This window comes from Streptomyces sp. NPDC005820 (assembly GCF_040630255.1).
GTDB lineage: Bacteria > Actinomycetota > Actinomycetes > Streptomycetales > Streptomycetaceae > Streptomyces.
On record NZ_JBEXXE010000040.1, the window covers coordinates 85,908 to 106,013 of the forward strand.

General features: G+C 71.9%; 20 protein-coding genes. 17 read left to right on the forward strand and 3 right to left on the reverse strand.

From position 1 onward, the window contains the following. Window positions 1–192 precede the first annotated feature (192 nt). Window positions 193–714 (forward strand): ATP-binding protein, encoded by a 522-nt coding sequence (locus ABZ464_RS38205; protein WP_359285508.1) that lies wholly within the window; start codon window positions 193–195, stop codon window positions 712–714. Window positions 715–717: 3 nt separating this feature from the next. Here ABZ464_RS38205 and idi read toward each other — a convergent pair whose 3' ends face one another. From idi to galE, 3 genes are all read right to left on the reverse strand, one after another. Next, window positions 718–1,311, reverse strand: coding sequence for an isopentenyl-diphosphate Delta-isomerase (gene idi, locus ABZ464_RS38210; protein ID WP_359285453.1), 594 nt, complete (start codon window positions 1,309–1,311; stop codon window positions 718–720). A gap of 167 nt (window positions 1,312–1,478) precedes the next feature. Continuing rightward, entirely contained in the window at window positions 1,479–2,420 is a 942-nt protein-coding gene (locus tag ABZ464_RS38215; RefSeq protein ID WP_359285456.1) for a cation diffusion facilitator family transporter, read from the reverse strand. A 139-nt stretch (window positions 2,421–2,559) separates the two neighbouring features. Next, a complete protein-coding gene (gene galE / locus ABZ464_RS38220) occupies window positions 2,560–3,522 on the reverse strand; it encodes a UDP-glucose 4-epimerase GalE (RefSeq protein ID WP_359285459.1) in 963 nt (320 codons plus the stop codon). 322 nt (window positions 3,523–3,844) lie between these two features. On the opposite strand from galE, the gene ABZ464_RS38225 reads away from it, so the two are divergent. From ABZ464_RS38225 to ABZ464_RS38300, 16 genes are all read left to right on the forward strand, one after another. Further along, window positions 3,845–5,674, forward strand: a complete 1,830-nt coding sequence (locus tag ABZ464_RS38225) for a DUF5941 domain-containing protein (protein WP_359285462.1) — start codon at window positions 3,845–3,847, stop codon at window positions 5,672–5,674. After that, a complete protein-coding gene (locus ABZ464_RS38230; protein WP_359285465.1) occupies window positions 5,671–6,423 on the forward strand; it encodes a phosphocholine cytidylyltransferase family protein in 753 nt (250 codons plus the stop codon). Before ABZ464_RS38225 ends, ABZ464_RS38230 begins: the two co-directional genes overlap by 4 nt. Then, window positions 6,411–7,472: an iron-containing alcohol dehydrogenase family protein gene (locus ABZ464_RS38235; protein ID WP_359285468.1), complete on the forward strand. Its 1,062-nt coding sequence runs from the start codon at window positions 6,411–6,413 to the stop codon at window positions 7,470–7,472. The genes ABZ464_RS38230 and ABZ464_RS38235 overlap by 13 nt, the downstream gene beginning before the upstream one ends. Beyond that, complete coding sequence (locus ABZ464_RS38240; protein ID WP_359285471.1) at window positions 7,450–8,229, forward strand: CDP-alcohol phosphatidyltransferase family protein; 780 nt, start codon at window positions 7,450–7,452, stop codon at window positions 8,227–8,229. The genes ABZ464_RS38235 and ABZ464_RS38240 overlap by 23 nt, the downstream gene beginning before the upstream one ends. Then, window positions 8,226–9,107 carry a glycosyltransferase gene (locus ABZ464_RS38245; RefSeq protein ID WP_359285474.1) on the forward strand — a complete coding sequence of 294 codons (882 nt, stop codon included), beginning with the start codon at window positions 8,226–8,228 and terminating at the stop codon, window positions 9,105–9,107. Before ABZ464_RS38240 ends, ABZ464_RS38245 begins: the two co-directional genes overlap by 4 nt. 99 nt (window positions 9,108–9,206) lie before the next feature. Beyond that, window positions 9,207–10,136 (forward strand): ABC transporter permease, encoded by a 930-nt coding sequence (locus ABZ464_RS38250; protein ID WP_359285477.1) that lies wholly within the window; start codon window positions 9,207–9,209, stop codon window positions 10,134–10,136. After that, the gene (locus tag ABZ464_RS38255) at window positions 10,129–10,917 is read left to right on the forward strand and encodes an ABC transporter ATP-binding protein (protein ID WP_359285479.1); all 789 of its coding nucleotides are present in this window, start codon (window positions 10,129–10,131) and stop codon (window positions 10,915–10,917) included. Before ABZ464_RS38250 ends, ABZ464_RS38255 begins: the two co-directional genes overlap by 8 nt. A 361-nt stretch (window positions 10,918–11,278) precedes the next feature. Beyond that, window positions 11,279–12,199 carry a squalene synthase HpnC gene (gene hpnC / locus ABZ464_RS38260; RefSeq protein WP_359285483.1) on the forward strand — a complete coding sequence of 307 codons (921 nt, stop codon included), beginning with the start codon at window positions 11,279–11,281 and terminating at the stop codon, window positions 12,197–12,199. Continuing rightward, window positions 12,196–13,146 carry a presqualene diphosphate synthase HpnD gene (hpnD, locus tag ABZ464_RS38265; protein WP_359285485.1) on the forward strand — a complete coding sequence of 317 codons (951 nt, stop codon included), beginning with the start codon at window positions 12,196–12,198 and terminating at the stop codon, window positions 13,144–13,146. Before hpnC ends, hpnD begins: the two co-directional genes overlap by 4 nt. Next, window positions 13,146–13,316: a DUF6380 family protein gene (locus ABZ464_RS38270; RefSeq protein WP_359285487.1), complete on the forward strand. Its 171-nt coding sequence runs from the start codon at window positions 13,146–13,148 to the stop codon at window positions 13,314–13,316. Before hpnD ends, ABZ464_RS38270 begins: the two co-directional genes overlap by 1 nt. After that, window positions 13,313–14,713, forward strand: coding sequence for a hydroxysqualene dehydroxylase HpnE (hpnE, locus tag ABZ464_RS38275; protein WP_359285490.1), 1,401 nt, complete (start codon window positions 13,313–13,315; stop codon window positions 14,711–14,713). Before ABZ464_RS38270 ends, hpnE begins: the two co-directional genes overlap by 4 nt. A gap of 74 nt (window positions 14,714–14,787) precedes the next feature. Next, window positions 14,788–15,852: a polyprenyl synthetase family protein gene (locus tag ABZ464_RS38280; protein ID WP_359285509.1), complete on the forward strand. Its 1,065-nt coding sequence runs from the start codon at window positions 14,788–14,790 to the stop codon at window positions 15,850–15,852. A 118-nt stretch (window positions 15,853–15,970) separates the two neighbouring features. Next, entirely contained in the window at window positions 15,971–18,079 is a 2,109-nt protein-coding gene (gene shc / locus ABZ464_RS38285) for a squalene--hopene cyclase (protein ID WP_359285493.1), read from the forward strand. Next, window positions 18,080–18,721 carry a 1-hydroxy-2-methyl-2-butenyl 4-diphosphate reductase gene (locus ABZ464_RS38290; protein ID WP_055635841.1) on the forward strand — a complete coding sequence of 214 codons (642 nt, stop codon included), beginning with the start codon at window positions 18,080–18,082 and terminating at the stop codon, window positions 18,719–18,721. It abuts the gene before it with no gap. Between the two features lie 5 nt (window positions 18,722–18,726). Then, entirely contained in the window at window positions 18,727–19,749 is a 1,023-nt protein-coding gene (hpnH, locus tag ABZ464_RS38295) for an adenosyl-hopene transferase HpnH (protein ID WP_359285495.1), read from the forward strand. A 4-nt stretch (window positions 19,750–19,753) separates the two neighbouring features. Next, window positions 19,754–20,106 (forward strand): flavodoxin-dependent (E)-4-hydroxy-3-methylbut-2-enyl-diphosphate synthase (locus tag ABZ464_RS38300; RefSeq protein WP_359285498.1); only part of this gene is annotated, 353 nt, incomplete at its 3' end.

Sequence of the window (20,106 nt, forward strand, 5' to 3'; positions counted from 1 at the left end):
CCCGTACAACCCGAAGAGTGAGCGAAAGCGGCATCATCGGATCAGGAACGGTCGTGGCCATGGCTGATCCGGGCGAGAACGGTCGGGAACACTCGATAATGGCTGACTTCTGGTCAGTCGCGCGGGGTGACGCGGCTCTTTACCAACACTCGACGTGTGGTGACAATCGAGCGCGAGGGTGGCGACCGGACGATGGACAACCACGGGCGCGGGCCCGACCCACGCCCAGAGGGCGGCGCGGACGACGCACCTCTCGAGTCCCTGGCGGACCCAGGGCGGCGGCCGCTGCCCTACGAAGGAGTCTGGCGGTTCACCGCACCCGCCCTGGACGCCTCCGTCCCCCAGGCCCGGCACGCCGTGCGCGACCTGCTGCTGCGCCAGGGGGTGCCGGTCTCGGAGGACCTGGTCCAGGGGCTGCTGCTGATCGTCTCGGAACTGGTCACCAACGCCGTCCGGCACGCGGCGCTGCTGTCGCCGACGCTCGCGGTCGAGGTGGCCGTCGGGGCCGAGTGGGTGCGGGTGGCCGTCGAGGACAACCACCCCTACCGCCCGACGGCCCTGGAGGCCGACCACGAGGAGACCAACGGCCGCGGGCTGCTTCTGGTGCGGGAGATCACCAGAGAGGCGGGCGGGGTCTGCGACGTCGAGCACACCGCCGGCGGCGGCAAGGTGATCTGGGCCGCCCTGCCGCTCAAACCGCTGCGGATGCCCTGAGGTTCACCAGCCGGCCGACGGCCCCGTCAGCTCCCGTACCGCGGGCCGGGCCGCGTCCAGCACGGTCATGAACCAGGCGGAGAAGGTGTCCTTCGCGTGCCGCTCGGCCAGCTCGTCGGGTGTCACGAACGCCGTGTCGCCGACCTCCTCGGGGTCCGGCCGCAGCGGCGACTGCACCATCCCGACGAAGAGGTGGTTGTACTCCTGCTCGACCAGGCCCGACGCCGGGTCCGGATGGTTGTAGCGGACCGTGCCCGCCTCCGCCATCAGCGACGGGGACACCCCCAGCTCCTCGAACGTGCGCCGCGCGGCCGCCGCGAAGGGCGCCTCGCCCGGATAGGGATGGCCGCAGCAGGTGTTGGACCACACACCGGGGGAGTGGTACTTGCCGAGCGCCCGCTGCTGGAGCAGCAGCCGGCCCCGCTCGTCGAACAGGAACACGGAGAAGGCGCGGTGCAGCAGGCCCGGCGGCCGGTGGGCCGCGAGCTTCTCCTCGGTGCCGATCGTCACGCCGTCCTCGTCGACCAGTTCCAGCAAAATCGCTTCCGCGGCGCCGCTCGACGAGCTCTGCGTCGCGGTGGCAGGTGTGATCGGCATACCCATCCTTAGCATCGGTCCTCGCGTCCCCAGTCTGCCGTACGAGCCCGGCCCGCCCGGCGCTTCACACAAACGCCGCGCCCGTCCCGCGCGCGGCGGCGGGCTCCGCGGGTGATCTTGCCCGGGGCCCCGGGTGAGGAACCGTCCTGAACCGGTGTGCGAATTGCTCAGTGGCAGAGCCGGGCCTCGTGCTCCGCGTGGCCGACCGGCTCCAGCTGGAAGGTGCAGTGCTCCACGTCGAAGTGGTCGCCGAGGCAGCCCTGCAGCTCGTGCAGCATCTTCTCGTGACCGATCGCGTTCAGCACGTCCGAGCGCACCACCACGTGCGCCGACAGCACCGGCATCCCCGAGGTGATCGTCCAGGCGTGCAGATCGTGCACGTCCTCCACCCCGTCCAGGGCGACGATATGGGCCCGCACCTCCGCCATGTCGACGTCCTTGGGCGCCGCCTCCAGCAGTACGTCGAGCGTCTCGCGCAGCAGCTTCACCGTGCGCGGCACGATCATCAGGCCGATCACCAGCGAGGCGATCGGGTCGGCGTACTCCCAGCCCGTGGTCAGGATCACCACGGCCGAGATCAGCACCGCGACCGAGCCCAGCGCGTCCGCCGCCACCTCCAGGAACGCCCCGCGCACGTTCAGGCTCTCCGCCTGGCCGCGCATCAGCAGCGTGAGCGAGATCAGGTTCGCGACCAGACCGATGGCGCCGAACCAGATCATCAGCCCGCCCTCGGTGCCGGCCGGGGTGACGAACCGCTGCACCGCCTCGTACAGGACGTACCCGCCGACCCCGAGCAGCAGCAGACAGTTGGCGAGCGCGGCCAGGATCTCGGCGCGGGCGTACCCGAAGGTGCGGTTGGTGCTCGCCGGACGGTTCGCGAAGTGGATGGCGAGCAGCGCCATGCCGAGGCCCAGCGCGTCCGTCGCCATGTGCGCCGCGTCCGCGATCAGCGCGAGGGAGTCCGCGAGGAGTCCGCCGACGATCTCGACCATCATGACGCCGAGCGTGATCGCCAGTGCGACGCGCAGTCTGCCGCGGTACGCCGCCGCGGCCGTACCGGTGGTCGGCGCGTGCGTGTGTCCGTGGCCGTGGTCGTGCCCAGCCCCCATGGAAAGCACCCTCCTGTGGTCGCCCGGGATCACAGTGAACTACGGGTGGGGGGTATCCGGCAACGCGGCACTGAACACCGTTGTCATGTGCCCTGACCTGCGCAAACGAAGCGCAGGTCAGGGCACCCTCACCGGCCGCTCAGCCCTGGTGGAGCTGCCAGCCCCGCCAGGCCGACTCCACCATCTCGCGCACCCCGCGCCGGGCCGTCCAGCCCAGCTCCCGCGCGGCCAGCTCCGCCGAGGCGACCGCGCGCGGCGCGTCCCCCGGGCGCCGCCCCTCGACCACCGCGGGCCGGGCGTCCCCGGTCACCTCGCCGATCAGCGTGACCAGCTCGCGCACCGAGACGCCCTCGCCGCGCCCGATGTTCACGGTGAGATCGCCTCCGTCGCCGGCCGGCCGGCGGGCCGCCGCGAGATGCGCCTCGGCCAGGTCGGCGACATGGATGTAGTCCCGTACGCAGGTGCCGTCCGGCGTCGGGTAGTCCTCGCCGAAGATCCGCGGGGCCTCGTCGCGGGTCAGCCGGTCGAAGACCATCGGCACGATGTTGAAGGCCCCGGTGTCGGCCAGCTCGGGCGCCGCGGCACCGGCCACGTTGAAGTAGCGCAGGCACGTCGTCGTGATGCCGTGCGCCCGCCCGGCGGCCCGCACCAGCCACTCCCCGGCGAGCTTGGTCTCGCCGTACGGGTTCACCGGGGCGCAGGGGGTGTCCTCCGTGATGAGGTCCACCTCCGGGTTGCCGTAGACGGCCGCGGACGAGGAGAACACGAACCGCCGCACCCCCGCCTCGGCCACCGCCTCCAGGAGCGTGGCCAGACCGCCGACGTTCTCCCGGTAGTAGCGGGTGGGCCGCGCCACCGACTCGGCGACCTGCTTGTGCGCGGCCAGGTGCACCACGCCCGTCACGGCGTGCCCGGCCAGGACCTCCTTGAGCAGGGCCGGGTCCAGCGCGGAGCCCCGCACCAGCTCCACGTCGGCCGGCAGCCGGGCCGGGAACCCGGCCGAGAGGTCGTCCAGGACGACGACGCGCTCCCCGGCACCCGTCATGGCCCGCGCCACATGGGCCCCTATGTATCCGGCTCCGCCGGTGATCAGCCACGTCATGGCCGCCCACCCTATGTCGCGGCCCCGCGCCGCCCCCAATGTCCCCTATGTCGGGCACATGGCTCCCGGGTTCGTGGTCCGCGGCCGTCGCGGTTTGTCGGGCGGGCCGCCGATCGATGATGATGATCTCGGCAAAGGCCGGTTCACACCGTGCCGTCCGACCGCCTGACCGGAGCTGAACGGCCGGTGAACGCGGCCTTCCCGGCATCGGATAGCCTCTGCCGACATGCCGCCCGCCCGGCCCCGACCGGGGCAGGCCCAGGGCGCCCCATCGTGCACACGACCGGCGCGGACGCGTCGGGACCCAGGGAGTGAGTTCGGTTTGCCGACCGCCATCCTCACCGGTCAGCCGGTCCCCGGATCGTCGATCGAGGGCGATCTGCGCTCCCTCGGCTTCGACGTCCGGCAAGCCGCCGACGCCGCCGACACCGCGGAGCTGCTCGCCGGGGTGCCGGCCCGGGAACGGGTCGCCCTCGTCGACGCCGGCTTCGTCGGCCATGTGCACGCCCTGCGCCTCGGGCTCACCGACCCGCGCTTCCCGCTCGCCGCGATCCCGGGCGCGCTCACCGCGCAGGCGGCGGGCCGGCCGGCCCTCATCCGCGCGCTGGCCCACGAGAACTCCGCGAGCGGCGGCACCGCGCATGGGGGTGCCCCCGCGCGAGCGAAGTCGAGCGTGGGGGACGTGGACAGCCTCGCGGACCGCGTGGTCACCGCCCTCGACACCGACGGCGAGGGCGTCCACCGCCCCGAGCTGGGCAGCCTGGTCGCCGAGGTCCCCGCCGACCCGCAGGCCCGCAACGAGGCACGGCAGGCCGTCGCCGCCGTCGACGACGAGGCCGTACGCCTGAAGTCGGCCGTGAAGGCCCGCGACGGGTTCTTCACCACCTTCTGCATCAGCCCGTACTCCCGCTACCTCGCCCGCTGGTGCGCCCGCCGGGGCCTCACCCCCAACCAGGTCACCACCGCCTCCCTGATCACCGCGCTGATCGCGGCCGGGTGCGCGGCCACCGGCACCCGGGGCGGGTTCGTCGCGGCCGGCGTCCTGCTCATCGCGTCCTTCGTGCTGGACTGCACCGACGGCCAGCTCGCCCGCTACTCCCTGCAGTACTCCACGCTCGGCGCCTGGCTCGACGCCACCTTCGACCGGATCAAGGAGTACGCCTACTACGCCGGCCTCGCCCTCGGAGCGGCCCGGGGCGGCGACGACGTATGGGCCCTCGCGCTCGGCGCGATGATCCTGCAGACCTGCCGGCACGTGGTCGACTTCTCCTTCAACGAGGCCAACCACGACGCCACCGCCAACACCAGCCCCACCGCCGCCCTCTCCGACCGGCTCGACAGCGTCGGCTGGACGGTCTGGGTGCGCCGGATGATAGTCCTGCCCATCGGCGAACGATGGGCCATGATCGCCGTCCTGACCGCCGCGACGACCCCTCGCATCACCTTCTACGCGCTGACCGCCGGCTGCGCCTTCGCGGCGACGTACACCACGGCCGGGCGGGTGCTGCGCTCGGTGACCCGCAAGGCCCGGCGCACCGACCGGGCCGCGCAGGCGCTGGCGGACCTGACCGACAGCGGCCCCCTCGCCCAGGGCGTGGCCCGCATCGTGCGCGGCAAGGGCGCCCACCTGGCGCCGCTCAGCGCGGCCGGCGGCGTCGTCCTGGTCGTGGCCGGAGCCCTGGTGTGGGGACCGGGCTGGTGGACCGTCCTGATGGCCGCGGCCTACACCCTGCTGTCGGCCGAAGCCGTCTCGCGCCCCCTCAAGGGCGCCCTCGACTGGCTCGTCCCGCCGCTCTTCCGCGCCGGCGAATACCTCACCGTCCTGATCCTCGCGGCGAAGTCCGAGGTGAACGGAGCCCTTCCTGCGGCTTTCGGGCTGGTGGCCGCCGTCGCCTACCATCACTACGACACGGTGTACCGCATCCGCGGCAACGCCGGAGCGTCGCCGGCCTGGCTGGTGCGCGCCGTAGGGGGGCAGGAGGGGCGGACGCTGCTCGTCGCGGTGCTGGCCGCCCTGCTCACCGCCCCGCAGTTCGAGGTCGCGCTCACGGTCCTGGCCGTGGCCGTCGCCCTCGTGGTGCTCGTCGAGAGCATCCGCTTCTGGGTGTCCGCAGGGGCCCCCGCCGTACACGATGAAGGAGAACCCGCATGATCGGCCTCGTGCTGGCGGCCGGCGCCGGACGGCGTCTGCGCCCCTACACCGACAGCCTGCCCAAGGCGCTGGTGCCGGTGGGGCCCGCGGGCATAGAGGGCGAGCCCACGGTCCTGGACCTGACCCTCGGCAACTTCGCCGAGATCGGGCTGACCGAGGTCGCGGTCATCGTCGGCTACCGCAAGGAGGCCGTGTACGCGCGCAAGGACGCCCTGGAGGCCAAGTACGGCCTCAAGCTGACCCTCATCGACAACGACAAGGCCGAGGAGTGGAACAACGCCTACTCCCTGTGGTGCGGCCGTGACGCCCTCAAGGACGGCGTGATCCTCGCCAACGGCGACACCGTGCACCCGGTCTCCGTCGAGAAGACGCTGCTCGCGGCGCGCGGGGAGGGCAGGCGGATCATCCTCGCGCTGGACACCGTGAAGTCCCTCGCCGACGAGGAGATGAAGGTCGTCGTCGACCCCGAGCGGGGCATGACGAAGATCACCAAGCTGATGGATCCGGCCGAGGCCACCGGCGAGTACATCGGCGTCACGCTCATCGAGGGCGACGCCGCCCCCGAGCTGGCCGACGCGCTGAAGGCCGTGTGGGAGACCGACCCGCAGCAGTTCTACGAGCACGGCTACCAGGAGCTGGTGAACCGCGGCTTCCGGATCGACGTCGCGCCGATCGGTGACGTCAAGTGGGTCGAGATCGACAACCACGACGATCTCGCCCGCGGACGGGAGATCGCGTGCCAGTACTGACCCGGCTCATCCCCTCGCCGGTCGTCGTCGACATCCGTCCGGGTGCCCTCGACGACCTGGGATGCGTCCTCGCCGACGAGCGCATCTCGCACTCCGGCAAGCTCGCCGTCGCCGTCAGCGGCGGCTCGGGCTCCCGGCTGCGCGAGCGGCTCACGCCCCTGCTGCCCGGCGCCACCTGGTACGAGGTCGGCGGCGGCACCCTCGACGACGCGGTCCGGCTGGCCGGCGACATAAAGGCCGGCCACTACGACGCCGTCGTCGGCCTGGGCGGCGGCAAGATCATCGACTGCGCCAAGTTCGCCGCGGCACGGGTCGGCCTCCCGCTGGTCGCCGTCCCCACGAACCTCGCGCACGACGGTCTGTGCTCCCCGGTCGCCACCCTCGACAACGACGCGGGCCGCGGCTCCTACGGGGTGCCCAACCCGATCGCCGTCGTGATCGACCTGGACGTCATCCGCGAGGCCCCGGTGCGGTTCGTGCGCGCCGGCATCGGCGACGCGGTGTCCAACATCTCGGCCATCGCGGACTGGGAGCTCGCCAACCGGGTCAAGGGCGAGAAGATCGACGGCCTCGCCGCCGCGATCGCCCGCCAGGCCGGCGAGGCGGTGCTGCGCCACCCCGGCGGCATCGGCGACACCGGCTTCCTCCAGGTGCTGGCCGAGGCGCTGGTCCTCAGCGGTATCGCGATGTCGGTGTCGGGCGACTCCCGCCCGTCCTCCGGCGCCTGCCACGAGATCAACCACGCCTTCGACCTGCTCTTCCCCAAGCGGGCCGCCGCCCACGGCGAGCAGTGCGGCCTCGGCGCGGCCTTCGCGATGTACCTCCGCGGAGCCCACGAGGAGTCGGCGTACATGGCCGAGGTGCTCCGGCGCCACGGACTGCCGGTGCTGCCGGAGGAGATCGGCTTCACCGTGGACGAGTTCGTCCGCGCGGTGGAGTTCGCTCCCGAGACCCGGCCGGGCCGCTACACGATCCTCGAACACCTCGACCTCAAGACCGAACAGATCAAGGACGTCTACGCCGACTATGTCAAGGCCATCGGTAGCTGAACTCAGACCGGTCGTCCACCCCCCGGGGGTCAAGGACCGGCGCAGCGGTGAGCACTGGATGGGACGCCTCTACATGCGTGAGGTGTCCCTGCGGGTGGACCGCTACCTGGTGAACACCAGGGTCACGCCCAACCAGCTCACGTACCTGATGACCGTCTTCGGCGTGCTCTCGGCCCCGGCACTGCTCGTGCCGGGGATTCCGGGCGCCGTGCTCGGCGTGCTCTGCGTCCAGCTGTACCTGCTGCTGGACTGCGTGGACGGCGAGATCGCGCGCTGGAAGAAGATGTACTCGCTGAACGGGGTCTACCTCGACCGCGTCGGCGCGTACCTCACCGACGCCGCCGTGCTCGTCGGCCTCGGGCTGCGCGCCGCCGACCTGTGGGGGAGCGGCCGCATCGACTGGCTGTGGGCCTTCCTCGGCACCCTGGCCGCGCTCGGCGCGATCCTGATCAAGGCCGAGACCGACCTGGTCGGCGTCGCCCGCCACCAGACCGGCAAGGAGCCGGTCAAGGAGGCCGCCGCCGAGATGCGCTCCTCCGGCATGGCGCTGGCCCGCCGGGCCGCCGCCGCGCTGAAGTTCCACCGGCTGATCCTCGGCATCGAGGCGTCCTTGCTGATCCTGGCCCTGGCGATAGCCGACCAGATCCGCGGCGACCTCTTCTTCACCCGGCTCGGCGTCGCCGTCCTCGCGGGCATCGCCGTGCTCCAGACCCTCTTGCACCTGGTGTCGATCCTCGCGTCGAGCAGGCTCAAGTGACCGCCCTGAAGGTCGGGGCGGTGATCATCACCATGGGCAACCGCCCCGACGAGCTCAGGGCCCTGATCGACTCGGTGGCCAAGCAGGACGGCGACCCCGTCCAGGTCGTCGTGGTCGGCAACGGCTCGCCCGTGCCGGACGTCCCCGAGGGCGTGCGCACGGTCGAGCTGCCCGAGAACCTGGGCATCCCCGGCGGCCGCAACGTCGGCATCGAGGCCTTCGGCCCGGCCGGCCGGGACGCCGACGTCCTGCTCTTCCTGGACGACGACGGCCTGCTGGCCCACCACGACACCGCCGAGCTGTGCCGGCGGGCGTTCGCGGCCGACCCGGGGCTCGGCATCGTCAGCTTCCGCATCGCCGACCCGGACACCGGCGTCACCCAGCGCCGGCACGTCCCCAGGCTGCGGGCCTCCGACCCGATGCGCTCCTCCCGGGTCACCACCTTCCTCGGCGGCGCCAACGCCGTCCGTACGAAGGTCTTCGCAGACGTGGGTGGACTGCCGGACGAGTTCTTCTACGCCCATGAGGAGACCGACCTCGCCTGGCGGGCCCTCGACGCGGGCTGGATGATCGACTACCGGTCCGACATGGTGCTGTACCACCCCACGACCGCGCCCTCGCGGCACGCGGTCTACCACCGCATGGTGGCGCGCAACCGGGTCTGGCTGGCCCGCCGCAACCTGCCCGCCGTGCTCGTCCCGGTCTATCTCGGGGTGTGGCTGCTGCTCACCCTGGCCCGGCGGCCCTCGCGGTCCGCGCTGAAGGCGTGGCTCGGCGGCTTCCGGGAAGGCTGGACCACACCGTGCGGGCCGCGCAGGCCCATGAAGTGGCGTACGGTGTGGCGGCTGACCCGACTGGGCCGCCCCCCGGTCATCTGACAAGCTCGTCCCAGAGGACTCCCGGCCGGACCGCGAGTCCCCCGGCTCATGCCCAGCCCCCTCAAGGCCGGGCATCGCGAAGACGAAAGTTTCCTACTTGTGAGTGAGACAACGCATGACGGCGGAGTCGCGGTGAGCGCGCTTCCGTCGCCCGACGAGGGCCTGACGGCCGCCCAGCTGGCCGCCAAGTACGGGCTGGCCGTGAGCGGCGCCCGGCCCGCGGTGCGGGAGTACGTCCGCCAGCTCTGGGGACGCCGGCACTTCATCCTGGCGTTCTCCCGGGCGAAGCTGACCGCGCAGTACAGCCAGGCCAAGCTCGGCCAGCTGTGGCAGGTGGCGACTCCGCTGCTGAACGCGTTCGTGTACTTCATGATCTTCGGCGTGCTGCTCAACGCCAGCAGGGGCATGCCCAAGGACGTGTACATCCCGTTCCTGGTCACGGGCGTCTTCGTGTTCACCTTCACGCAGAGCTCCGTGATGAGCGGGGTCCGGGCGATCTCCGGCAACCTCGGCCTGGTGCGCGCCCTGCACTTCCCGCGCGCCTCGCTGCCGATCTCCTTCGCGCTCCAGCAGCTTCAGCAGCTGCTGTACTCGATGCTGGTGATGTTCGTCGTCGTGATCGGCTTCGGCAGCTACCCGGACGCCTCCTGGGCGTTGATCGTGCCGGTGCTGATCCTGCAGTTCGCCTTCAACACCGGACTGGCGCTGGTGTTCGCCCGGGCCGGCGCGAAGACCCCCGACCTCGCCCAGCTGATGCCGTTCGTGATGCGGACCTGGATGTACGCCTCCGGCGTGATGTTCTCCATCCCCGTCTTCCTCGCCGACAAGCCGCAGTGGGTGGCCAACGTCCTGCAGTGGAACCCGGCCGCCATCTACATGGACCTCATGCGCTTCGCGCTCATCGAGGAGTACGGCGCCGAGAACCTCCCCGACCACGTCTGGGCCGTCGCCGGCGGCTGGGCCCTGCTGCTCGCGGTCGGCGGCTTCCTGTACTTCTGGAAGGCGGAGGAGAGGTACGGCCGTGGCTGACCAGGTACCCGGGCAGCACATCCCCACCGTCATCGCCGACGACGTGCACATCGTCTACCGCGTCAGCGGCGCCAAGACGGGCAAGGGCAGTGCCACCGCCGCGCTGAGCCGGATGATCAGGCGGGGCTCCGACGACGAGGCACGCGGGGTGCGCAAGGTGCACGCGGTACGGGGTGTCTCCTTCGTCGCCTACCGGGGCGAGGCCATCGGCCTGATCGGCTCCAACGGCTCCGGCAAGTCCACCCTGCTGCGCGCCATCGCCGGTCTGCTGCCGCCGGAGAGCGGCAAGGTCTACACCGACGGCCAGCCCTCGCTGCTCGGCGTCAACGCGGCCCTGATGAACGACCTCACGGGCGAGCGCAACGTCATCCTCGGCGGGCTCGCCATGGGCATGTCCCGGGAGCAGGTCAAGGAGCGCTTCCAGGAGATCGTCGAATTCTCCGGCATCAACGAGAAGGGCGACTTCATCACCCTGCCGATGCGCACCTACTCCTCCGGTATGCAGGCCCGGCTGCGCTTCTCCATCGCCGCGGCCAAGGACCACGACGTCCTGATGATCGACGAGGCCCTGGCCACCGGCGACCGCAAGTTCCAGAAGCGTTCCGAGGAACGCATCCGGGAGCTGCGCAAGCACGCGGGCACGGTGTTTCTGGTCAGCCACAGCAACAAGTCGATCCGCGACACCTGCGACCGCGTCCTGTGGCTGGAGCGCGGCGAACTCCGCCTGGACGGACCGACCGACGAGGTCCTCAAGGAGTACGAGAAGTTCACGGGCAAGTAGCCCGAAAGCGACCGGGGCCCTGCCGGAACTGTCCGGTGGGGCCCCGCGTCTGCAAAGGAAACGTCAACTCCGCGTCGGCGTAGGAATCTTGACGCCAATCGGTGTGTTGTTGTGATCTGCGGGACACCCGCGCGATCCTCGCTGCGTTGTACAACGTAAGCTGTGACAGGTCCCGAAACGCGTCAAGTGGGGCGATAATGCGCGACACCCTCGGTCGAGGCTGCCGTGCGGACGGCCGGGCGGCGTGTCCGAAATAGTGTGTCTTGGGTCGGCGGTGTAGAACGGGAGATGTGACGGCAATGGCTACGGAAACTCCCCAGCTCAACGCAGCATGTGCCGTCCCTGTCCCGGGTGGCGACCGGTGACGGCGCCGACCGTGCCCCGCGCCCGCGGCCCGGAGCGCGGCACCCTCGACAAGGCCGCGGACGAGAACTTCCCGGTCGCCCCGTTCTTCCTGCCCAGGGCCTGGCGCGAGGACCTGATGGCCGTCTACGGCTTCGCCCGCCTGGTCGACGACATCGGTGACGGCGACCTCGCCCCAGGCGGCGCCGACGCCGCCCTGCTCGGTGCCCCGGCCGCCGACGCCGAGGACCGCATGCTCCTCCTCGACGCCGTCGAGACCGATCTGCGCCGGGTCTTCGAGGCGTCCCCTGGATCCCGCGGGGGACCCCGCCATCCCCTGCTGCGCGCCCTGCTGCCCACGGTCCGCCGGCACTCCCTCACCCCCGAGCCGTTCCTCGGCCTGATCGCCGCCAACCGTCAGGACCAGCTCGTCAAGCGCTACGAGACCTACGACGACCTCCTCGCCTACTGCGAGCTGTCCGCCAACCCCGTCGGCCGTCTCGTGCTCGCCGTCACCGGCACCTCGACCCCCGAGCGGATCCGCCGCTCCGACGCGATCTGCACCGCACTGCAGATCGTCGAACACCTGCAGGACGTGGCCGAGGACCTCGGTCGTGACCGCGTCTATCTGCCCGCCGCCGACATGAAGCGCTTTCATGTGCGGGAGGCGGATCTCGCCGCGCCCTCGGCGGGCGCCTCGGTGCGCGCCCTGGTCGCGTACGAGGCGCAACGCGCCCGCGATCTGCTGAATGAAGGCGCCCCCCTCGTGGGTAGCGTCCACGGCAGGCTGAGGCTGTTGCTCGCAGGGTTCGTGGCGGGGGGAAGGGCGGCGATCCACGCGATCGCCGCCGCCGAGTACGACGTACTTCCCGGCCCGCCCAAGCCCGGCAAGCTCCGGTTGCTGCGCGAGGTGGGCGTGACCCTGCGAGGAGAGGGGTGATCCGGACCGTGGAGTCGTCACCGCACGTGTCCGCACCGGTACTCGCCGCCTACAGCTACTGCGAGGCCGTCACCGGACAGCAGGCCCGTAACTTCGCCTACGGGATCCGGCTGCTGCCCACACCGAAGCGCCGCGCCATGTCGGCGCTGTACGCGTTCTCCCGCCGCGTCGACGACATCGGCGACGGAGCGCTGGAGGACAAGGTCAAGTCCGCCCGTCTCGAGGACACCCGCGCATTGCTCGCCCGGGTCCGCGACGGCGAGGTCGACGAGGACGACACCGACCCCGTCGCGGTCGCCCTCGCCCACACCGCGCGCGTCTTCCCGGTCCCGCTGGGCGGCCTGGACGAACTGATCGACGGCGTCCTGATGGACGTACGCGGCGAGACCTACGAGACCTGGGACGACCTGAAGGTGTACTGCCGCTGTGTGGCGGGCGCCATCGGACGCCTCTCGCTCGGCGTGTTCGGTACGGAACCGGGGACGCGCGGCGCCGAGCGCGCGCCGGAGTACGCCGATACGCTCGGGCTCGCGCTCCAGCTGACGAACATTCTGCGGGACGTCCGTGAGGACGCGGCCGGCGGCCGGACCTATCTGCCCGCCGACGACCTCGCCAAGTTCGGCTGCTCGGCCGGGTTCGACGGGCCGACCCCGCCGGAGGGCTCCGACTTCGCGGGACTCGTGCACTTCGAGGTGCGGCGGGCCCGGGCCCTGTTCGCCGAGGGCTACCGGCTGCTGCCGCTGCTCGACCGGCGCAGCGGCGCCTGTGTCGCCGCCATGGCGGGCATCTACCGCCGTCTCCTCGACCGCATCGAACGCGACCCCGCCGCCGTGCTGCGCGGCCGGGTCTCGCTGCCCGGCCGGGAGAAGGCCTATGTCGCCGTGCGCGGACTGTCCGGACTGGACGCCCGGCACGTCTCGCGGCAGACCGTCAGGAGGCACGCCTGATGGGCGCCGTGGGCGACACCGTGGGCCAGGGTGATGCCGCCGGGGAAAGCGCAGGAACCGATGGAAAGCGGCACGCAACCCTCCGCTGCGGCGCGGCGTCCCTGAGTGCGACCGCCCGCCGTGCACAGTTCACCTACCACGGCAGGGCGGCAGGGGAGGGTGCACGATGAGTGACGAACGGCAGGGCGCCGACGGGCGGCACGCGGTCGTCGTCGGCGGCGGGCTCGCCGGCACCACCGCCGCGCTCGCGCTCGCCGACGCGGGCGTGCGCGTCACCCTGCTGGAGGGCCGGCCCCGCCTGGGCGGTCTGGCCTTCTCCTTCCGGCGCGGCGACCTCACCGTCGACAACGGCCAGCACGTCTATCTGCGCTGCTGCACCGCCTACCGCTGGTTCCTCGACCGGATCGACGGCGCGGCCCTGGCACCGCTGCAAAAACGTCTCGACGTGCCCGTCGTCGACGTGGCACGGCCCGAGGGGCGGCGGCTCGGCAGGCTGCGGCGCGACGCCCTGCCGGTGCCCCTGCACCTCGGGCGCAGTCTCGCCACGTACCCGCATCTCTCCCTCGCCGAACGCGCGAAGGTGGGCCGGGCCGCGCTCGCGCTCCAGGGGCTCGACCTCGCCGACCCGGCCCTGGACGCGCAGGACTTCGGCAGCTGGCTGACCGCGCACGGCCAGTCGGCCCGCGCCGTCGAGGCCCTGTGGGACCTGGTCGGGGTCGCCACCCTGAACGCGGTCGCGGGCGAGGCCTCGCTGGCCCTCGCCGCGATGGTGTTCAAGACCGGTCTGCTCTCCGACCCGGGCGCCGCCGACATCGGCTGGGCCCATGTCCCCCTCGGCGAACTCCACGACCGGCTGGCCCGCAAGGCGCTGGACTCCGCGGGCGTGCGCACCGAGGTCCGCGCCCGCGTCACCGCCGTCTCCCCCGAGGGGGACGGGCGCTGGAGCGTGCGGATGCCCGGCGAGACGCTCACCGCCGACGCCGTCGTCCTCGCCGTACCGCAGCGCGAGACCCACGAACTGCTGCCGGCCGGGGCGCTCGACGCCCCCGAGCGGCTGCTGGAGATCGGCACCGCGCCCATCCTCAACGTCCATGTCGTCTACGACCGCACGGTGCTGGACGCCCCCTTCCTCGCCGCGCTCGGCACCCCCGTGCAGTGGGTGTTCGACCGCACCGACGCCTCCGGGCTGCGCGACGGCCAGTACCTCGCGCTGTCCCAGTCCGCCGCCCAGGACGAGATCGACACCCCCGTCGCCGACCTGCGCGCGCGCTATCTTCCCGAGCTCGAACGGCTGCTGCCCCGCACGCGCGGCGCCGGCGTGAGGGACTTCTTCGTCACCCGGGAGCGCACGGCCACGTTCGCCCCCGCCCCCGGCGTCGGGCGGCTGCGTCCCGGCGCCCGCACCAAGGTTCCCGGCCTGTACCTGGCCGGAGCGTGGACCGCCACAGGGTGGCCCGCGACCATGGAGAGTGCGGTCCGCAGCGGTGTGAACGCGGCGGACGCCGCGCTCGGCGCCCTCGGCCGGCCCCGACCCCACCGGCTCTTCGCGTTCGAGGAGGCGGCCTGATGCTCGATCAGCACGGCTCGGCACACCCCCGCACCCCCTCCGGTACCGCAACAAGAGGAGAAACTGTGCCCACTGTGCCCCCGGCCTCGCCGGCCGCTCGCAGGACCGCGGTGGACGTGACCGCGCTCCTGGAGCGCGGCCGCACCCTGGCCACTCCGGTGCTCCGGGCGGCCGTCGACCGGCTGGCGCCGCCCATGGACACGGTCGCCGCCTATCACTTCGGCTGGATCGACGCCCAGGGCAACCCGACCGACGGCGACGGCGGAAAGGCCGTGCGCCCCGCCCTCGCGGTGCTCTCCGCCGAGGTGACCGGCGCCGCCCCCGAGACCGGCGTGCCCGGCGCGGTCGCGGTGGAGCTGGTCCACAACTTCTCGCTCCTGCACGACGACCTGATGGACGGCGACGAGCAGCGCCGGCACCGCGACACCGTCTGGAAGGTGCACGGCCCCGCCCAGGCGATCCTGGTCGGCGACGCCCTGTTCGCCCTCGCCAACGAGATCCTCCTCGAACTCGGCACCGCCGAGGCCGGCCGCGCCACCCGCCGGCTGACCACCGCCACCCGCGCCCTGATCGACGGTCAGGCCCAGGACATCTCCTACGAGCACCGCGACCGCGTCAGCGTCGAGGAGTGCCTGGAGATGGAGGGCAACAAGACCGGCGCCCTGCTGGCCTGCGCCAGCTCGATCGGCGCCGTGCTCGGCGGCGCGGACGAGCGCAGCGCCGATCGCCTGGAGAAGTACGGCTACCACCTCGGCCTGGCCTTCCAGGCCGTCGACGACCTCCTCGGCATCTGGGGCGACCCGGTCTCCACCGGCAAGCAGACCTGGAGCGACCTGCGCCAGCGCAAGAAGTCCCTGCCGGTCGTGGCGGCGCTCGCGGCGGGCGGCCCCGCCTCCGAGCGGCTCGGCGAGATCCTCGCCGCCGACGCCAAGAGCAGCGACTTCGCGACCTTCTCCGAGGAGGAGTTCGCGGCCCGCGCCGCGCTCATCGAGGAGGCCGGCGGCCGCGACTGGACCGCCGGGGAGGCCCGCCGTCAGCACACCGTCGCCATCGAGGCCCTGAACGCCGTCGACATGCCCGAGCAGGTGCGGGACCGGTTCACGGCGCTCGCCGACTTCGTCGTCGTACGAAAGAGATGATCACTATAGGTCGAATAGTCCTCGCGTAGTCGCCGGCCGGTGCAGCGAGGCGAGATGCGCACCGGCCGACGGCGTTCCCACAGCAGCACGACGCGCACGACTGCACGAAGGGGAAGCCATGACAGCGACGACCGACGGAAGCGCCGGGGCGGCCCTGCCGCCCCGGGCGGCCGCGGCCAGCGACACCGACACCGACATCACCGTTCCCGTGACGGCCGGGGTACAAGAAGCCGCCGAACGCGCGACGCGGCGTGCCGCCGACTTCCTGCTCGCCCGGCAGGACCCCGAGGGCTGGTGGAAGGGCGACCTCGAGACCAACGTCACCATGGACGCCGAGGACCTCCTCCTCCGGCAGTTCCTGGGCATCCGCGACGAGGCCACCACCCAGGCCGCCGCCCGCTTCGTCCGCGGCGAGCAGCGCGAGGACGGCACCTGGGCCACCTTCTACGGCGGCCCGCCCGAACTCTCCGCCACCATCGAGGCGTACGTCGCCCTGCGCCTGGCCGGTGACGCCCCCGACGCCCCCCACATGGCGAGGGCCTCGGAGTGGGTCCGGGCCCAGGGAGGCATCGCCGCCGCCCGGGTCTTCACCCGGATCTGGCTGGCCCTGTTCGGCTGGTGGAAGTGGGAGGACCTGCCCGAACTCCCGCCGGAGCTGCTGTACTTCCCGAAGTGGTTCCCGCTCAGCATCTACAACTTCGGCTGCTGGGCCCGGCAGACCATCGTCCCGCTCACCGTCGTCTCGGCGAAGCGCCCGGTACGCCCGGCGCCGTTCCCGCTCGACGAGCTGCACACCGACCCCGCCCGCCCCAATCCGCCGCGGCCGCTCGCCCCGGTGAACACCTGGGACGGCCTCTTCCAGCGGCTCGACAAGGTCGTCCGCGGCTACCGCACGGTCGCGGTGCGCCGGCTGCGCAGGGCCGCCATGAACTCCGCCGCCCGCTGGATCATCGAGCGGCAGGAGAACGACGGCTGCTGGGGCGGCATCCAGCCCCCGGCCGTGTACTCGGTGATCGCCCTGCATCTGCTCGGCTACGACCTCCAACACCCCGTGATGCGCGAGGGCCTGAAGTCGCTGGATCGTTACGCCGTGTGGCGCGAGGACGGCTCCCGGATGATCGAGGCCTGCCAGTCCCCGGTGTGGGACACCTGCCTCGCCACCATCGCGCTCGCCGACGCCGGGCTGCCCGCCGACCATCCCGCGCTCGTCAAGGCCGCCGACTGGATGCTCGGCGAGCAGATCGTACGGCCCGGCGACTGGTCCGAGAGCCGACCCCAACTCCCGCCCGGAGGCTGGGCGTTCGAGTTCCACAACGACAACTACCCGGACATCGACGACACCGCCGAGGTCGTCCTCGCGCTGCGCCGGGTCCGCCATCACGACCCCGAGCGGGTGGAGAAGGCGATCGGGCGCGGGGTGCGCTGGAACCTCGGCATGCAGTCCCGGGGCGGGGCCTGGGGGGCCTTCGACGCCGACAACACCAGCCCGTTCCCCAACCGGCTGCCGTTCTGCGACTTCGGCGAGGTCATCGACCCCCCGTCGGCCGATGTCACCGCGCACGTCGTGGAGATGCTCGCCGTCGAGGGGCTCTCCCACGACCCGCGCACCCGGCGCGGCATCCGCTGGCTGCTCGCCGAACAGGAGCCGGACGGCTCGTGGTTCGGCCGCTGGGGCGTCAACTACGTCTACGGCACCGGGTCGGTGGTGCCCGCCCTGACCGCGGCCGGACTGCCCGCCCGCCACCCCGCCATCCGCCGGGCGGTCGCCTGGCTGGAGCGGGTCCAGAACGACGACGGCGGCTGGGGCGAGGATCTGCGCTCCTACCACGACCCCGCCCGCTGGAGCGGCCGGGGCGCCTCGACGGCCTCCCAGACGGCCTGGGCGCTGATGGCCCTGCTGGCGGCGGGGGAGCGGGACTCCGGCGCCGTCGAGCGGGGCATCGCCTGGCTGGCCCGGACCCAGCGGGAGGACGGCTCGTGGGACGAGCCCTACTTCACCGGCACCGGCTTCCCCTGGGACTTCTCCATCAACTACCACCTCTACCGTCAGGTCTTTCCGCTGACCGCGCTCGGCCGGTACGTCCACGGGGAGCCGTTCACCAAGAAGCCCGCTCCCGTCGGGACCACGTCCGTCGGGATCACGTCCGTCGGGACCGCTCCCGTCCAGGCCGCCCCTGCCGAGGCCGTTCCCGCCGAGTCCGCTCCCGTCGAGGTCAAGGGGAGCTGAATGAGCACGCAGCCCGTCCCGGCCCCGCTGCTGATCGCCTGCGCCCTCGGCATCGAGCACCTCGCCCTGCGCATGGGCGACCGCAGCGGGGCCGGCGGGCCCGTCACCGTCCTGCGCACCGGCATGGGCCCGAAAGCCGCCGAGCGCTCCGTCACCCGGGTCCTCGCCGACCCGGTGCTCGGCGGGGCGGCCGTGCTGGCCACGGGCTTCTGCGCGGGACTCGCCCCCGGTATGCACCCCGGCGACCTGGTCGTCGCCGAGGAGACCCGCGACCCGCGCGGCACCGTGCCCTGCGTGGGCACCGAGCTGCTCGTCAAGGAACTCGTGCGCACCCTGCCCGGCCGGACCGTCCACACCGGCCCCCTCACCGGCTCCGACCACGTCGTACGCGGTCACGAACGGGCCGATCTGCTGGCGACCGGCGCGATCGCCGTCGACATGGAGTCGGCGGCCACGCTCCTGAGCGCCGTGCGCGCGGACGGACGCCCGGTTGCGGCCGTCCGGGTGGTCGTGGACGCTCCAGAACATGAACTCGTCCGGATCGGCACGGTTCGCGGTGGAATATCGGCTTTCCGTGTCCTTCGTTCCGTCCTGCCTGCATTCTTCGAATGGCACCGTAATGTGCTGCTCCCCCGGAGGTGAGCCGAATGGCCATGCCGCTGCGCCAGTCCATCAAGGTCGCTACATATCTGGCTGAACAGAAGCTCCGCAAGCGGGACAAGTTCCCCCTGATCGTGGAGCTGGAACCCCTCTTCGCCTGCAACCTGAAGTGCGAGGGCTGCGGCAAGATCCAGCACCCGGCGGGGGTGCTCAAGCAGCGCATGCCGGTCGCCCAGGCCGTCGGAGCGGTCCTGGAGTCCGGTGCGCCGATGGTGTCCATCGCGGGCGGCGAACCCCTGATGCACCCGCACATCGACGAGATCGTCCGGCAGTTGGTGGCGAAGCGGAAGTACGTCTTCCTCTGCACCAACGCCATGCTGCTGCGCAAGAAGATGGACAAGTTCAAGCCCTCGCCGTACTTCGCCTTCGCCGTGCACATCGACGGGCTGCGCGAGCGGCACGACGAGTCGGTGGCCAAGGAGGGCGTGTTCGACGAGGCGGTGGCCGCGATCAAGGAGGCCAAGCGGCGCGGCTTCCGGGTCACCACCAACTCGACCTTCTTCAACACCGACACCCCGCAGACCATCATCGAGGTGCTGAACTTCCTCAACGACGACCTCAAGGTCGACGAGATGATGATCTCGCCCGCCTACGCCTACGAGAAGGCACCCGACCAGGAGCACTTCCTCGGCGTGGAGCAGACCCGCGAGCTGTTCAAGAAGGCCTTCGCGGGCGGCAACCGGAGCAAGTGGCGGCTCAACCACTCCCCGCTCTTCCTGGACTTCCTGGAGGGCAAGGTCGACTTCCCGTGCACCGCGTGGGCGATCCCGAACTACTCGCTCTTCGGCTGGCAGCGTCCCTGCTACCTGATGAGCGACGGGTACGTCCCGACGTACCGCGAGCTGATCGAGAAGACCGACTGGGACAAGTACGGCCGCGGCAAGGACCCGCGCTGCGCCAACTGCATGGCGCACTGCGGCTACGAGCCCACCGCCGTCCTCGCCACCATGGGCTCGCTCAAGGAGTCGCTGCGCGCGATGCGCGAGACGGTCTCCGGGAACCGGGAGTGAGGCCATGACCGCCGTCCCTCTCGGTGTCCCCGAGGTACCGGCCCGGCCGGTCGCCGCGCGGCGCGCCGCGCGGCAGATCCAGGTCGGGCCGGTGGCGGTCGGGGGCGGGGCCCCGGTGTCGGTCCAGTCGATGACGACGACCCGTACGTCGGACATCGGCGCGACGCTCCAGCAGATCGCCGAGCTGACGGCGTCCGGCTGCCAGATCGTCCGCGTCGCCTGCCCCACGCAGGACGACGCGGACGCCCTCGCGACGATCGCCCGCAAGTCGCAGATCCCGGTGATCGCGGACATCCACTTCCAGCCGAAGTACGTGTTCGCGGCGATCGAGGCGGGCTGTGCCGCGGTCCGCGTCAA

Excerpts from the sequence above, each read along its gene's own strand:
- ABZ464_RS38290 (WP_055635841.1), top strand. The coding sequence starts at position 18,080 with ATGAGCACGCAGCCCGTCCCGGCCCCGCTGCTGATCGCCTGCGCCCTC.
- ABZ464_RS38205 (WP_359285508.1), top strand. The coding sequence starts at position 193 with ATGGACAACCACGGGCGCGGGCCCGACCCACGCCCAGAGGGCGGCGCG.
- shc (WP_359285493.1), top strand. The coding sequence starts at position 15,971 with ATGACAGCGACGACCGACGGAAGCGCCGGGGCGGCCCTGCCGCCCCGG.
- galE (WP_359285459.1), bottom strand. The coding sequence starts at position 3,522 with ATGACGTGGCTGATCACCGGCGGAGCCGGATACATAGGGGCCCATGTG.
- idi (WP_359285453.1), bottom strand. The coding sequence starts at position 1,311 with ATGCCGATCACACCTGCCACCGCGACGCAGAGCTCGTCGAGCGGCGCC.
- hpnE (WP_359285490.1), top strand. The coding sequence starts at position 13,313 with ATGAGTGACGAACGGCAGGGCGCCGACGGGCGGCACGCGGTCGTCGTC.
- ABZ464_RS38270 (WP_359285487.1), top strand. The coding sequence starts at position 13,146 with ATGGGCGCCGTGGGCGACACCGTGGGCCAGGGTGATGCCGCCGGGGAA.
- ABZ464_RS38215 (WP_359285456.1), bottom strand. The coding sequence starts at position 2,420 with ATGGGGGCTGGGCACGACCACGGCCACGGACACACGCACGCGCCGACC.
- ABZ464_RS38240 (WP_359285471.1), top strand. The coding sequence starts at position 7,450 with ATGTCAAGGCCATCGGTAGCTGAACTCAGACCGGTCGTCCACCCCCCG.
- hpnH (WP_359285495.1), top strand. The coding sequence starts at position 18,727 with ATGGCCATGCCGCTGCGCCAGTCCATCAAGGTCGCTACATATCTGGCT.
- ABZ464_RS38230 (WP_359285465.1), top strand. The coding sequence starts at position 5,671 with ATGATCGGCCTCGTGCTGGCGGCCGGCGCCGGACGGCGTCTGCGCCCC.